This window comes from Comamonas sp. Z3, from assembly GCF_008121565.1.
GTDB lineage: Bacteria > Pseudomonadota > Gammaproteobacteria > Burkholderiales > Burkholderiaceae_C > Comamonas > Comamonas brasiliensis.
This window is the reverse complement of sequence record NZ_VOQU01000004.1, coordinates 345885-358954: the sequence shown is the minus strand read 5'-3', so window position 1 is coordinate 358954 and position 13070 is coordinate 345885. Positions and strand designations below refer to the sequence as shown.

General features: G+C 60.5%; 14 protein-coding genes. 11 read left to right on the top strand and 3 right to left on the bottom strand.

The window, feature by feature from the left end:
* Positions 1-3: 3 nt before the first annotated feature.
* A complete protein-coding gene (gene hppD / locus FSY59_RS13775; RefSeq protein ID WP_003050974.1) occupies positions 4-1125 on the bottom strand; it encodes a 4-hydroxyphenylpyruvate dioxygenase in 1122 nt (373 codons plus the stop codon).
* A 219-nt stretch (positions 1126-1344) separates the two neighbouring features.
* Here hppD and FSY59_RS13770 point away from each other — a divergent pair, with 219 nt between their 5' ends.
* From FSY59_RS13770 to FSY59_RS13725, 10 genes are all read left to right on the top strand, one after another.
* A complete protein-coding gene (locus FSY59_RS13770; RefSeq protein ID WP_003050977.1) occupies positions 1345-1827 on the top strand; it encodes an Lrp/AsnC family transcriptional regulator in 483 nt (160 codons plus the stop codon).
* Between the two features lie 143 nt (positions 1828-1970).
* Positions 1971-2693: a GNAT family N-acetyltransferase gene (locus FSY59_RS13765; protein ID WP_148729143.1), complete on the top strand. Its 723-nt coding sequence runs from the start codon at positions 1971-1973 to the stop codon at positions 2691-2693.
* Between the two features lie 188 nt (positions 2694-2881).
* Positions 2882-3763 (top strand): HlyC/CorC family transporter, encoded by an 882-nt coding sequence (locus FSY59_RS13760; protein ID WP_003050982.1) that lies wholly within the window; start codon positions 2882-2884, stop codon positions 3761-3763.
* Positions 3764-3969: 206 nt separating this feature from the next.
* Positions 3970-5559, top strand: a complete 1590-nt coding sequence (gene lnt, locus FSY59_RS13755) for an apolipoprotein N-acyltransferase (protein WP_370458235.1) — start codon at positions 3970-3972, stop codon at positions 5557-5559.
* Between the two features lie 218 nt (positions 5560-5777).
* Positions 5778-6302 carry a 3-hydroxyacyl-[acyl-carrier-protein] dehydratase FabA gene (gene fabA, locus FSY59_RS13750; RefSeq protein WP_003050986.1) on the top strand — a complete coding sequence of 175 codons (525 nt, stop codon included), beginning with the start codon at positions 5778-5780 and terminating at the stop codon, positions 6300-6302.
* Entirely contained in the window at positions 6299-7522 is a 1224-nt protein-coding gene (gene fabB, locus FSY59_RS13745; protein WP_148729142.1) for a beta-ketoacyl-ACP synthase I, read from the top strand. Before fabA ends, fabB begins: the two co-directional genes overlap by 4 nt.
* A 79-nt stretch (positions 7523-7601) precedes the next feature.
* Positions 7602-8189 carry an HAD-IIIA family hydrolase gene (locus FSY59_RS13740; protein ID WP_003050990.1) on the top strand — a complete coding sequence of 196 codons (588 nt, stop codon included), beginning with the start codon at positions 7602-7604 and terminating at the stop codon, positions 8187-8189.
* Between the two features lie 131 nt (positions 8190-8320).
* The gene (locus FSY59_RS13735; RefSeq protein ID WP_003050992.1) at positions 8321-9061 is read left to right on the top strand and encodes a 1-acyl-sn-glycerol-3-phosphate acyltransferase; all 741 of its coding nucleotides are present in this window, start codon (positions 8321-8323) and stop codon (positions 9059-9061) included.
* Positions 9062-9074: 13 nt separating this feature from the next.
* A complete protein-coding gene (locus FSY59_RS13730; protein ID WP_043375300.1) occupies positions 9075-10058 on the top strand; it encodes a M48 family metallopeptidase in 984 nt (327 codons plus the stop codon).
* 26 nt (positions 10059-10084) lie between these two features.
* On the top strand, positions 10085-10501 hold the full coding sequence (locus FSY59_RS13725) for a rhodanese-like domain-containing protein (RefSeq protein WP_148729141.1): 417 nt from the start codon (positions 10085-10087) through the stop codon (positions 10499-10501).
* A gap of 24 nt (positions 10502-10525) precedes the next feature.
* Here FSY59_RS13725 and galE read toward each other — a convergent pair whose 3' ends face one another.
* Together galE and lysM are read right to left on the bottom strand one after the other, a co-directional pair.
* Positions 10526-11548 carry a UDP-glucose 4-epimerase GalE gene (galE, locus tag FSY59_RS13720; RefSeq protein WP_148729140.1) on the bottom strand — a complete coding sequence of 341 codons (1023 nt, stop codon included), beginning with the start codon at positions 11546-11548 and terminating at the stop codon, positions 10526-10528.
* Positions 11549-11630: 82 nt separating this feature from the next.
* Complete coding sequence (gene lysM / locus FSY59_RS13715) at positions 11631-12101, bottom strand: peptidoglycan-binding protein LysM (protein ID WP_148729139.1); 471 nt, start codon at positions 12099-12101, stop codon at positions 11631-11633.
* Positions 12102-12271: 170 nt separating this feature from the next.
* On the opposite strand from lysM, the gene FSY59_RS13710 reads away from it, so the two are divergent.
* Positions 12272-13045: a type III pantothenate kinase gene (locus FSY59_RS13710; protein ID WP_148729138.1), complete on the top strand. Its 774-nt coding sequence runs from the start codon at positions 12272-12274 to the stop codon at positions 13043-13045.
* Positions 13046-13070: the final 25 nt, after the last annotated feature.

Here is a 13070-nt window from a genome sequence, read left to right as displayed (position 1 = left end):
GGCTCAGGTCTTGAGCACGCCGCGGCGCATCTGATCGAGCTCCATGGTCTCGAACAGGGCCTTGAAATTGCCTTCGCCAAAGCCGCTATTGCCCTTTCGCTGGATGAATTCGAAGAAGATGGGGCCCAGCTGGTTTTCGCTGAAGATCTGCAGCAGCAGTTCGCCGGGCTGGCCGTCCACCAGGATATTGCGCGCCAGCAGCTCGGCAATGGGTTCCTGCAGGTCCGGGATGCGCTTGGGCAGCAACTCGTAATAGGTCTCGCTGGTGTTCAGCAGCTTGATGCCATTCATCTGTAGACCGTCCACGGTGTCGTAGAGATTGGTCGAGCCCAGCGCGATGTGCTGTATGCCTTCGCCGTGGTACATGTCCAGGTATTCCTGGATCTGGCCGGCCTTGTCGTTGCCTTCCTCGTTGATGGGAATGCGGATCTTGCCGCAGGGGCTGGTCATGGCCTTGCTCTTGACGCCTGTGGCCTGGCCTTCGATGTCGAAGTAGCGGATCTCGCGGAAGTTGAAGATGCGCTCGTAGAACTCGGCCAGCTCGGCCATGCGGCCGCGGTAGACGTTGTTGGTCAGGTGGTCGATATAGGTCAGGCCCAGGCCCTCGGGGTGCAGATCGGCACCGGGCAGGGGCTCGAAATCCACGTCGAAGAAGCTGATATTGCCCAGGTCCCCGTCCTTGGCGCCATTCTTGCCGCGCCATTTGTCGATGAAATAGATCAGGGAGTCGCCAATGCCCTTGATGGCGGGAATGCTCAGTTCTCCGGGGGCGGCCTGCTGGGCGTAGCCCCAGGCACCCAGCGAGGTGGCGCGCTCATAGGCGTACTTGGCATCATTGACGCGCACGGCGATGGCACAGACGCTGGGGCCGTGCAGGCGTGCGAAGCGCTGGGCAAAGCTGTCGGGCTCGGCATTGATGATGAAGTTGATCTCGCCCTGGCGATACAGGGTCACGTTCTTGCGGCGGTGCTTGGCAATGGCCTGAAAGCCCATGCGCTCGAACAGCTGTCCCATGGCCACGGGATCGGGGGCGGCATATTCGACGAACTCGAAGCCGTCCGTTCCCATGGGGTTGTCCCAGGTCTGGAATGGGCTGGCGTTGCTTTGGGTCAGTGGGGCGTTCATGGCAGAGGTCTCCATCGGGAAGGGGCACAACACATGAAGAACAGGTGTCGACGATGGATTCACTGTAGGACAGGCAACTGGCAAGCTTCATGCAAAAATGCCTTGGCAGCAAACCTGCTGATGCATGAAAATTGCGCATGAATTCGATTTCATGCAATTTTAATGGTTATCAAGGGTTAACCATTAATAAAAACTGCGCTGTTTTTATAATCTGCCGCCATGAGTCCCATGCACACCATCGACAAACTGGATAAGGCGATTTTGCGCCGATTGCAGGCCAATGGCCGAGAAACCTATGACGTCATCGGGGAGCAGGTCGGCCTGTCGCCCAGCGCCGTGCTGCGCCGAGTCAAGCGGCTGGAGGAAAACGGTGTCATCGACCGCTATGTGGCACTGGTGCAGCCCGAGACCGTGGGCCTGGGTCTGACGGCCTATATCAATGTGCGTCTGGAAAAATACACCGAAACCAGCAAGCGCAATCCCATGGACGTGTTCCGCGCCAGCGTACAGACCTGGCCCGAGGTGGTGGAGTGTGTCTCCCTCACTGGCGAGATGGACTATCTGCTGCGGGTGGTGGTGGCGGACATGCAGCATTACAGTCGTTTCATCATGGACACGCTGCTCAAACACCCCAGCGTGCAGGACTGCAAAACCAGCTTTGTCATGGACCGGGTCAAGGTCACGACGGCCGTGCCGCTCTAAGCCTTCGCAGAGGTCCTTCATACGGACCATGGCCTAGCCGGAAATAGACGCTAAGGTGTTGAATTAACGCAAAATCCTTACAAGATTGTTGCAATGCAATATGGTGCTTGTGAAGATTCGGGTTTTTACCTATATTTCAGGCTATGAACCTCCCCAAAGACTGGTTGACATCGCCCTGGCAGGCTGGCTCCGGCTGGCTGCGAGACATGGGCAAGTCCCATGGCGCCGAGCGTCGCTCGCCGTCCTTGGTCCCCATCCGTTCGCTGAGTCCGCGCCATCGCGACCGCATCATCAAGCATCTGCTCAAGCTGGATGCGCGGGATCGCTATCTGCGCTTTGGCTATGCGGCCAACGACGAACAGGTGCGTCGCTATGTCGAGCAGCTCGATTTCGAGCGCGATGATATCTTCGGCATCTTCAACCGCCGCCTGGAATTGATCTCCATGGCGCATCTGGCCTTTGCCGGCCACCCCGAGCATGAGAAATGCGCGGAGTTCGGCGTCTCCGTGCTCAAGAGTGCACGCGGCAAGGGGCTGGGTGCACGTCTGTTCGCGCGTGCAGTGCTGCATGCGCGCAGCAAGAGCGTGAGCATGATGTTCATCCATGCGCTGTCCGAGAACACGGCCATGCTCAAGATTGCGCGCAACGCAGGCGCCACCGTCAAGCGAGAAGGCTCGGAATCCGAAGCCTATCTGGAGCTGCCGCCTGCCGACTTCGAGACCCATGTCAGCGACCTCGTGACCGAGCATCTGGGCGAGATGGACTATCAGCTCAAGAAGCAGGCCGTCAATTTCTGGACTTTTCTGGCTGGTGTGCAGGAAGTGCGCAAGGGTGTGCAGGAAGGCCGCCACAAATCAGGCGAGTAAGTAGGCTTGTGAAGCTGGCAACGCTGCAGCCCAACAAAGACAAGTGCAAGCAGCTATCAAAATAGCTTTGACCGAGCGCCCTCGGTGACAGCTAGTCATGGCTTTTGTGAGCTAGCACGTCGTCTGTCGACACAATCCGTTATTCTTGGGGACTTGTTTGACTACCGCACGTCCTGCACTCCAAGACAGTGTCCGACCCCCATCCTGCGCGACTTCCCGAGAAGGAAGACAAGCGAAGCTTCCTGCAAAAGGTGGCTGAGTTCATTCATCCGGCACCGGAATCTCCCGATGAACTGATCGAAACCCTGGCCGAAGCCGAAGACAACCAGGTCATCGGCACCGAGTCCCGCGTCATGCTGGAACGTGTGATCCGTATGGCCGACATGAGCGCCGGAGAAGTCATGGTGGCCGCGCCACGCATGGATCTCATCAATATCGACGCTCCGTATGAAGAAATCCTGCACCAGGTTCTCACCACGGCGCATTCGCGCTTTCCGGTCTACCAGGGCGAGCGCGAGAACATCATTGGCATTCTCATGGCCAAGGATTTGCTCAAGTTGCAGCGTTCTCCCACCCTGAACATTCGTGCTCTGGTGCGGCCCGCCGTCTTCGTGCCCGAGAGCAAGGGCCTGAACGACCTGCTGCGCGAGTTCCGCGCCAATCGCAACCATCTGGCGGTGGTCATTGACGAGTTCGGCCGTGTGGCCGGCTTGGTGACGATTGAGGACGTGCTGGAAGAAATCGTCGGCGAGATCGAGGACGAGTTCGACATTCCCGAGGACGAGGGCGATATCTTTGCCCTGGCCGACAACAGCTACCGCGTGGCGGGCGATGCCAGCATCGAGCATGTGAGCGAGGAGTTCGAAACCGCGCTGCATGCCAGCGACCCCGATGCCGAGTTCGACACCATCGGGGGCCTCATCGCGCACGAAATCGGACATATGCCCAAGCGCGGCGAGCAGGTTCACCTGGGCGGGCTGGAGTTCACTGTGCTCCACACCAAGGGCGGCGCGGTGCGCTGGTTCAAGGTGGTGCGCGATCCTTCGCCGGACAGCCTTGTTCGCAACTGATCGCGATTGGCGCAATTCCGGGTCAGGCCTGGTGTGATGCCGGTGGAAATACCGGTTGTACCTCTTGGTTTGCACAAGTCCTGGCCATACCTCGTATGCTTGAATTCACCCAACCACCCAGTTGGGTGTTTTGCTCTTGCCAGCCGATTCCTATGACCACCTCTGCCCCCACCGTTCAGACTGCTGCTGTCAGGCCTCATGGCTGGATGAGCGCGCTGTTGCTAGTCCTTGCAGGCGGCCTGCAGGCTCTTTCGCTGGCCTGGCCCTGGGCTCGCGGTCAGGGCGACGGCTGGTTGAGCCTGGTCGGAGGCTATGGTCGTCCGCTGTGGTGGCTGCAGATTCTGTCGCTGGCGGTGCTGGTTCATGCGCTGCTGGCTGCCCGCTCCGCGGCCCAGGCGGCAGGCCGGGCCTGGTTGTTTGGCACGGCATGGCTGGTGGCTACCTTCTGGTGGCTGTTCATCTCCATGCACACCTATGGCGGATTGGCTGCGCCACTGGCCGTAGCTGCCGTGCTGGCGCTGGCGGGCTTTCTGGGGGGCTATTACGCCGTGGCTGCATGGTGTTTCAAGCGTCTGACGCAGGTCCCGGCCGCGCTATCGACCCTGGTTTTTGCTGCACTGTGGACGCTGGCCGAACTCGCGCGCGGCTGGCTCTGGACCGGTTTCCCCTGGGGTGCCGCCGGCTATGCCCATGTGGAAGGCCCGCTATCCGTGCTGCCGCGCTGGATTGGCGTCTATGGCACGGGCTTTGTGGCTGCCTGGGCTGCAGTCTGGCTGGCGCTGCTGGTCTGGCGCGCGCAGACCAGGGCCGTGGTGCTGAAGTCTGTGCCGGCCCTGGCATCCGCATTGGTCCTGGGTCTGGTATGGGGCGGGCTGTGGTGGTCGCGCGACAGCGCCGTTGCTGCGCCCGGCCAGCAGCCCGGCATGAGCGTGGAGCTGCTGCAGGGCAATATTCCCCAGGATGAGAAGTTCGAGCTGGGCTCGGGCGTGGTGGTCGCACTGCGCTGGTATGCCCAGCAGCTGCATGACGCCAGTGCTCAGTTGGTGGTGGCGCCCGAGACCGCCATTCCGCTGTTGCCTCAGCAGCTTCCCGAGGGCTATCTGGATTTTGTGCGTGCACCTTTTGTCGCCAAGGACTCCAGTCGCGCGGCCTTGGTGGGGCTGCCGCTGGGCAATTGGGATCAGGGCTTTACCAACACGGTCGAAGGCTGGCTGCCCGGGCAGACCCAGCCGTATCAGTACGACAAGCACCATCTGGTGCCGTTTGGCGAGTTCATCCCTCCCATGTTCCGTTGGTTCACCGAGCTCATGAATATTCCGCTGGGCGACTTCAATCGCGGCGCACTGGGCCAGCCTTCCATGAGCTGGGCAGGCGAGCGCCTGTCGCCCAATATCTGCTACGAGGATTTGTTCGGTGAAGAGCTTGCGGCCCATTTCGGCAATGCGGTGACGGCACCCACGGTGCTGGTCAATCTGAGCAATATCGGCTGGTTCGGGGACTCCGTGGCCATTGATCAGCATCTGTCCATCAGCCGCATGCGTGCGCTGGAGTTCGAGCGCCCCATGTTGCGCGCAACGAACACCGGGGCCACGGTGGTGATCGATCACAGGGGGCAAGTGGTGAAAGCACTGGCACCGTTCGAGCGCGCGGTATTGCAGGGCCGGGTTCAGGGGCGCGACGGCCTGACGCCTTATGCACGCTGGGTACATGCCCTGGGCCTGCTGCCTTTGACTCTGCTGTGCCTGGCGCTTTGCGCGCTGGCCTGGCGGTCATCGAAAAGGTCGAGGAAGGCGTAGTGGCGCGCACGGAATAAGCCACGCTGACATCAGCGGCTGTGGCATTTGTGGCAGAGTCTTGGGCCTGAAAACGGGTATTGTGTCCCGGGTAGGGCTGCGAGCCTTGATAATCCCCGGTTGTACCGCCCGCAGTGGGCGCGCGCAGCGGGCGCGGATCCCGTCACCCAAATATAGAGTAACAGGTAGCTTGCACAGGCTGCCGCGGAGCAATTGAGAGAATGGCTGAATCTTTTTCCTACGAACAACTGATCGCGTCCGGCGAAGGCAAGCTGTTTGGTGCCGATAGCGGACGTCTGCCCCTGCCTCCCATGCTGATGTTCGATCGCATCACACATATCTCCGAGGACGGCGGTGCCCACGGTCTGGGCAAGATTGTTGCGGAACTGGACGTCAGGCCCGATCTGTGGTTCTTTGATTGCCACTTTCAGGGCGACCCCGTCATGCCCGGCTGCCTGGGTCTGGACGCCATGTGGCAGCTGATAGGTTTTTACCTGACCTGGCTGCGCCTGCCTGGTCGTGGTCGCGCCCTGGGTGCTGGTGAAGTCAAGTTCACCGGTGAAGTAGGCCCCGATGTCAAACTCGTGACATATGAAATTGATATCAAGCGAGTGATCAAGCGCAAGCTGAACATGGCCATCGGCGACGCACGCCTGCTGGCCGACGGTAAGGAAATTTACGTGGCCAATGACCTGCGCGTGGGTCTGTTCCTGCGTGAAGGTGATGCCAAGGGAACGGCAGCATGAGCAAGAAGCGGGTAGTGATCACCGGCGCGGGCATTGTCTCGTGCATCGGCAATGATCTGGCAACGGTGGAGGCCTCGCTGCGCGAGGGCAAGAGCGGCATCAAGGCCATGCCCGAGTTCACGGAGCTGGGCATGCGCTCGCAGGTGGCAGGCATTCCCGAGATCGATATCGAGGCGCGCATCGACCGCAAGCAGCTGCGCTTCATGGGCGATGCTGCGGCTTATTCACAGATCGCTCTCGAAGATGCGATCCAGCAAGCCGGTCTCACGCCCGAACAGGTGAGCAACCCGCGCACCGGTCTCATCATGGGCTCGGGCGGCGGCTCGCCGGCCAATCAGATCGAGGCAGCCGATACGCTGCGTGAAAAAGGTATCCGCCGCGTCGGCCCTTACCAGGTCACACGCTGCATGAGCTCCACGGTGTCGGCCTGCCTGGCCACCAACTTCAAGGTCAAGGGCATCAACTACTCCATCACCTCGGCCTGCTCCACCTCGGCCCACTGCATCGGTGCAGCAGCCCAGCAGATCGCCTGGGGCATGCAGGATGTGATGTTTGCCGGCGGCGGCGAAGAGCTGTCCTGGGGCATGTCGCTGCTGTTCGACGGCATGGGAGCCATGTCCAGCAAGTACAACGAGACGCCCGAAAAGGCTTCGCGTGCCTATGATGCCCACCGCGACGGCTTCGTGATCGCCGGCGGCGGCGGTGCCGTAGTGCTCGAAAGCCTCGAGCATGCGCTGGCACGCGGTGCCAACATCCTGGCCGAAGTGGTGGGCTTTGGTGCCACCAGCGACGGCGAGGACATGGTCGCTCCCTCGGGCGACGGCGCCATAGCCTGCATGAAGCAGGCCATGGAAACCGTGGATGCGCCGATTGACTACATCAACACCCATGGCACATCGACCCCTGTGGGCGATATGCAGGAAGTGCGCGCCATGCGCGAGCTGTTTGGTGCCCAGGTGCCGGCATTCTCGTCCACCAAGTCGCTGACCGGCCATTCGCTGGGTGCGACCGGTGTGCAGGAAGCGATTTACTGCCTGATCATGCTGAACAAGGGCTTTATCGCCGGCTCGGTGAACGTGGACACGCCTGACCCGCTGCTGGGCGATATGCCTCTGGTCACCCGGACCCGCGATGCCGAGCTCAAGACCGTGCTGTCCAACAGCTTTGGCTTTGGCGGCACCAATGCCTCCCTGGTGCTCAAGCGCTGGGAAGGCCAGTAAGCTGGCATCCTTGGATCGCAAGCCCGCTTGGCCTTGAGGTAAGCGGGCTTTTTTCTGTCATCGACTACCGTCATATCCCATGAAGATCGCAATTCTTGACCGTGATGGCACCCTGAACCAATGGGGTGCCCAAGGCTTCATTGGACGGCCCGATGAATGGGTTGCAGTCCCCAGTGCACTGGAGGCGGTTTCGCGTCTGAACCGTGCCGGCTGGCATGTGGTGGTTGCCACCAATCAGCCGGGACTGGGCCGCGGACTGTTCGATGTGATCGAGCTCAATGCCGTGCATGCCAAGATGCACCGGGAGATGGCCGCTGTCGGCGCGCGCGTGGAAGCCGTGTTTTTTTGCCCCCATGCTCCCGATGAAGACTGCCAGTGCCGCAAACCCGGCGCAGCGCTGTTCGAACAGATTGCCGATCGCTACGGTGCGGAAGGCCATGAGATCTGGGCCATTGGTAGCGGTGTCGAGCATTTGCAGGCGGGCCAGGCTCTGGGTGCCCATCTGGTGTTTGTGGAGTCCACTGCCAGGCCCGAGTGCAGCAGCGATGCCGATCTTCCCGAAGGCAGCGAGCGCTATCCCGACCTGGAGGCCGTGGTGAATAGGCTGCTGCCGCTTGGGGGGGGTGAAGATGCTCAGCCCCTGGATTCGGCGCCTGCCCCACATTGAGTTCTGGTTTCAGGTCAAAATAGATTCAACTGCTTGAAAGAGCAGCGTAAGCTGCTATGTTTCTTGTCGATAACCGTGCCAAATCAATGGGCCAGGCTTCAGGTCTGCGCTCACGTTCTTCGATTGCTGTCATGTCCCTGATTCGCTCTGTCCTCCACATGCTGTGGATGGCCATTACCGTTATTCCCTACACTTTCGCGGTGCTGCTGGCCAAGTGGACCAGCGGCTCGTCGACCAAGGCTTACAGCGCTGCCCGCGCTTGGCTCAAACTTTCGGTGGACAGCGCCCGTGTGATCATGGGAGTGCGGTATCAGGTGCAGGGTATGGAAAACCTGCCTGCCGATCCCAAGCAAGGGGTGGTGCTGCTGGTCAAGCACCAGTCTACCTACGAGACTTTTCTGATGCCTGCCATCATGCCGCGTCCGCTGGCCTATGTGTTCAAGAAGGAGCTGCTGAAGGTGCCGTTCTTTGGCTGGTCCATCGGTGCACTGGACATGATTCACATCGACCGGGCCCAGCGTTCGCGCGCCTTTCACAAGGTGGTGGAGCAGGGCAAGCGCCTGCTCGATCAAGGCATCTGGGTCATCATGTTTCCCGAAGGCACACGTGTCAATCGCGGAGAAGTGGGAGAGTACAAGACCGGCGCCGCCCGTCTGGCCATCATGACGGGCGCGCCCGTGGTGCCGATTGCCGTTACCTCGGCCAAGTGCTGGCCGCGCAAGGCATTCATCAAAAAGCCTGGCGTGGTGGATGTGTCCATCGGCAAGCCCATTGCTTCAGCGGGTCGCAAGCATGATGAACTGATGGCCGAAGTCGAGGCCTGGATAGAGTCCGAAATGCAGCGCCTGGACCCTGAGGCTTATCGTAAATAAAGCAAAACTGCCCATGTCCTCAGGCGATAGCTTGCAGCAAGCTTGGCAATGGCTGGTGCCGCCTGTGGTGGGGGACGGGCGGGGCGGGCTGATGCCGCGCAAGCGCCGACCCTCCGGCACTGAGGCCACTGCACAGCGCTCGGAGCAAGCCGAGCTGGAATTGGAGAAGATTCAGCTTTTAGCGCCTGCCAGTGTTCCGGTGGAAGCCATCGATCTGGAAAAGAATGAGCCCGCCACATTCCTGGCGCATCCGGCGGCCAGCCACAGTGCCCGTCTGCAAGGGAGTGACGTGGCTTATCTGCTGCGCCGTTCGGCGCGCCGCAGCATTGGCTTCAGCGTAGGCCAGCAAGGGCTTGAGGTCACCGCTCCGCAATGGGTGGCCATGCCCGAGATCGAATCAGCGCTGCAGACCAAGGCAGGCTGGATTGTGCGCAAGCTGCAGGAGGCCGGCCAGCGACAGCAGATCAAGCAGGAGGCACGCATTCTCTGGCAGGACGGGGGCGTGCTGGACTATCTGGGGCAGCCCATGAGCTTGCGGCTGACAGGAGGTGCATCATCTCTGCTGGCGACTCACCAGACGCATCGAGAGCAGGGGGCCGATGGTTCGCAAAGCCTGCATCTGCCTTTGCCAGCGCAGGCTCCGGCGGCTCAGGTGCGCGCAGCCGTTCAGGCCTGGATACTGCGCGAGGCTCGTAGCTATTTCACGGCTCGCATGCTGCACCATGCGGCCACCATGGACGTGCGCTGGAATGCGCTGCGCCTGACAAGTGCCAGCACACGCTGGGGCAGCGCCAACAGCAGCGGGATCATTCGCCTGAACTGGCGGCTGATGCAGCACAGCCCGCAAATCATCGACTATGTGGTGGTGCATGAACTCGCGCATCTGCACCACATGGACCACAGCCCACAATTCTGGGCGGTGGTGGCACAGGTTCTGCCCGACTGGAAGCAGTTGCGCAGAGCATTGAGAGACAGGCCTCTGCCCGTGTGGGAATAGCGGCGATGACCAAGACAGGAAACGAGATGAGCAATACGACCCCTATTCAGCCCGCTGCCGGCTATGCGGGCGATGTGCCGCCAGAGCTGGCCTGGCAATGGCTGCAGGCTGGCGAGGCGGTTCTGGTCGATGTGCGCACCGATGCCGAGCGTGAGTGGGTGGGCAAGGTGCCGGGCGCTGTCGCCGTGGCCTGGAAACAATGGCCAGGCATGGCCGCCAACCCGAACTTTGATGCCGAGCTGCGAGCTGCAGTCCCCGAGGGCCGGAAAGTGGTGCTGCTGTGCCGCAGCGGAGTGCGCTCAGTGGCCGCGGCCCAGCGCGCAGCCGGTCTGGGGATCGAGGCCTACAACATTCTTGAGGGTTTCGAAGGCGATGTGGATGCCAGCGGTCAGCGCGGCCAGCTTGGAGGCTGGCGCAAGCGCGGCCTGCCCTGGCATCAGTAAGGTGCAGGGCTTGGGCCGCTGCCTCTAGTCCGGCCGGTAGCCGTTGGGGTTCTGGCTTTGCCAGCGCCAGGTGTCGGCGCACATGGTGTCCAGATCATGCTCGGCTTGCCAGCCCAGGGTTTTGAGGGCGTGATCGGGGTCTGCATAGCAACTGGCCACATCTCCGGGGCGCCGGTCTGTGATCGCATAAGGCAGGGTCTTGCCGCAGGCTTTTTCGAAGGCATGCAGCACTTCCAGCACGCTGTAACCATTGCCTGTACCCAGGTTGATGGTTAGCAGCTCTGGCTTGGCCAGGCCGGCCAGCTTTTCGAGCGCCTTGACGTGACCTCGAGCCAGGTCCACGACATGAATGTAGTCACGCACACCTGTGCCATCCACAGTGTCGTAGTCACCACCGAAGATCTGCAGTTTTTCACGGCGGCCCACGGCGACCTGCGCCACAAAAGGCAGCAGGTTATTGGGAATGTCTGAGGGGTCTTCACCAATCAGGCCGCTGGCATGGGCGCCAATCGGATTGAAGTAGCGCAGCACGGCCAGCGACCATTGGTAATCGGAGTGGTAGAGGTCAGACAGAATCTCTTCCACCATCAGTTTGCTGCGGCCATAAGGATTGGTGGCCGAAGTGGGATGCACTTCATTGAGTGGCAAGTATTGCGGCGATCCATAGACTGTCGCCGAAGAGCTGAACACCAGATTACGCACACCGTGCTTTTTCATGGCGCGCAGCAGCACCAGGGTGCCGTTCACGTTGTTGTCGTAGTAGTCCACCGGCTGGCTAACGGATTCGCCCACGGCCTTTTTGCCGGCAAAGTGCACAACGCTGTCAATGTCATGCTCCCGCAATGCCTGCTCGAGCGCCGCCTGATCGCGTACATCGCCATTGATCACGGCAATGGTGCGTCCAGTGATTTGCTCCACGCGGCGGATGGCTTCAGGATGGCTGTTGCTGAAGTTGTCGAAAATAACGACTTCATGGCCTTGGCCTAGCAGTTCAATGGCGGTATGACTGCCGATATAGCCGGCGCCGCCTGTGAGCAGAGTTTTCATAAGCCGCAGTCTAGCTTCGCCAGGAATGGAAAAAGCGCTCCTTCGAGCGCTTTTGTGCGTAACAGTATTTGCGGGGCCGTCTTTACAGCGTCGGGATACGCAGCTTCTGGCCGGGATAGATCCTGTCCGGGTTGCTGAGCATGGGCTTGTTGGCTTCAAAAATCACGTTGTACTTGTTGGCGTCGCCATAGTACTTCTTGGAGATGGCCGACAGAGTGTCGCCGCGCACCACATCGTGGTACTGGGCTTCCGGCTCGGGGTTGGTCACCGTCATCAGGTTGTCCACGGATTGGACATTGGCCACATTGCCGCAGCACAGCGTCACTTTTTCCTTGATGGCCTGAGTGGGGGCGGTCCCGTTGACCGTCACCTTGCCTTGAGAGCCATCGAACTGAACCTGCAGGTCGGATACGCCAAGATTCTGGGTGTTGATATAGCTGGCGATCGCTTGAGCCGCCTTGGCATTCAAGTCTTCGGCCGATGCAGCAGCATGTGCGTCGCTGCCGCCAAACAGTTTTTCTCCGGCTTCCTTGATGAAACTGAACAGACCCATGGTTTCGACTCCTCAAAAGTGGTGGAAGAAAGCGGTTCACTTTAACGGGAAATCAAAATGAATTCTTGCAGGATATGGACTGAGCGCTTTCTTTGACAATTTCCTGCCCGCTTGTAATGAATGTGACAAGAGGCTGTCTGGCACGGGGAAAAGTGCTGATAATCCGCCGCATGACATTTTTGGCCATAGACATTGGCAACACCCGTTTGAAGTGGGCCATGTATGAAGATCATCGCCCGGGTGCTGCCTTGCTGGCCCATGGAGCGGAGTTCCTGGAACATATCGAGCGCCTGGCAGAAGGTGCCTGGGCAGGCTTGCCGGCTCCCGAGCGCATGCTGGGCTGCGTGGTTGCCGGCGAGACGGCAAGGCGCAGGGTGCACGAGCAGATCGAACTCATGCTGGGCTGGAATCTCGAGCCTCAGTGGGTCGTTCCTTCCGTTGCAGAAGCCGGCGTGACCAATGGCTACGACCATCCCTCCAGGCTGGGGGCGGATCGCTGGGTGGCTATGATTGGTGCGCGTCACCACATGTTGCAATTGGGAGAGGCCAGGCCCTTGATCACGGTTATGGTGGGCACCGCAGTGACGGTCGATGCCATGGACGCGCAAGGCCATTTTCTGGGCGGCCTGATCATTCCAGGGCATGGCATCATGCTCAGGGCCCTGGAAGGTGGTACTGCGGGCCTGCATGTGCCTACCGGTGAAGTCCGATGCTTTCCCAAGAACACCAGCGATGCGCTGACCAGCGGCGGCACTTATGCGATTGCAGGTGCCGTGGAGCGCATGTACCAGCATCTGGCAGAACACTGCGGCGCAGAGCCCATGTGCATCATGGCGGGCGGTGCCGGCTGGAAAATGTCTCCCAGCATGACCCGACCTTTTGAGCTGATCAACAACCTGGTCTTTGATGGCCTGCTGGTAATGGCTGATAAGCGCTGGGCTTGAGTGTGCCAAGCTCGATTGTCATAGG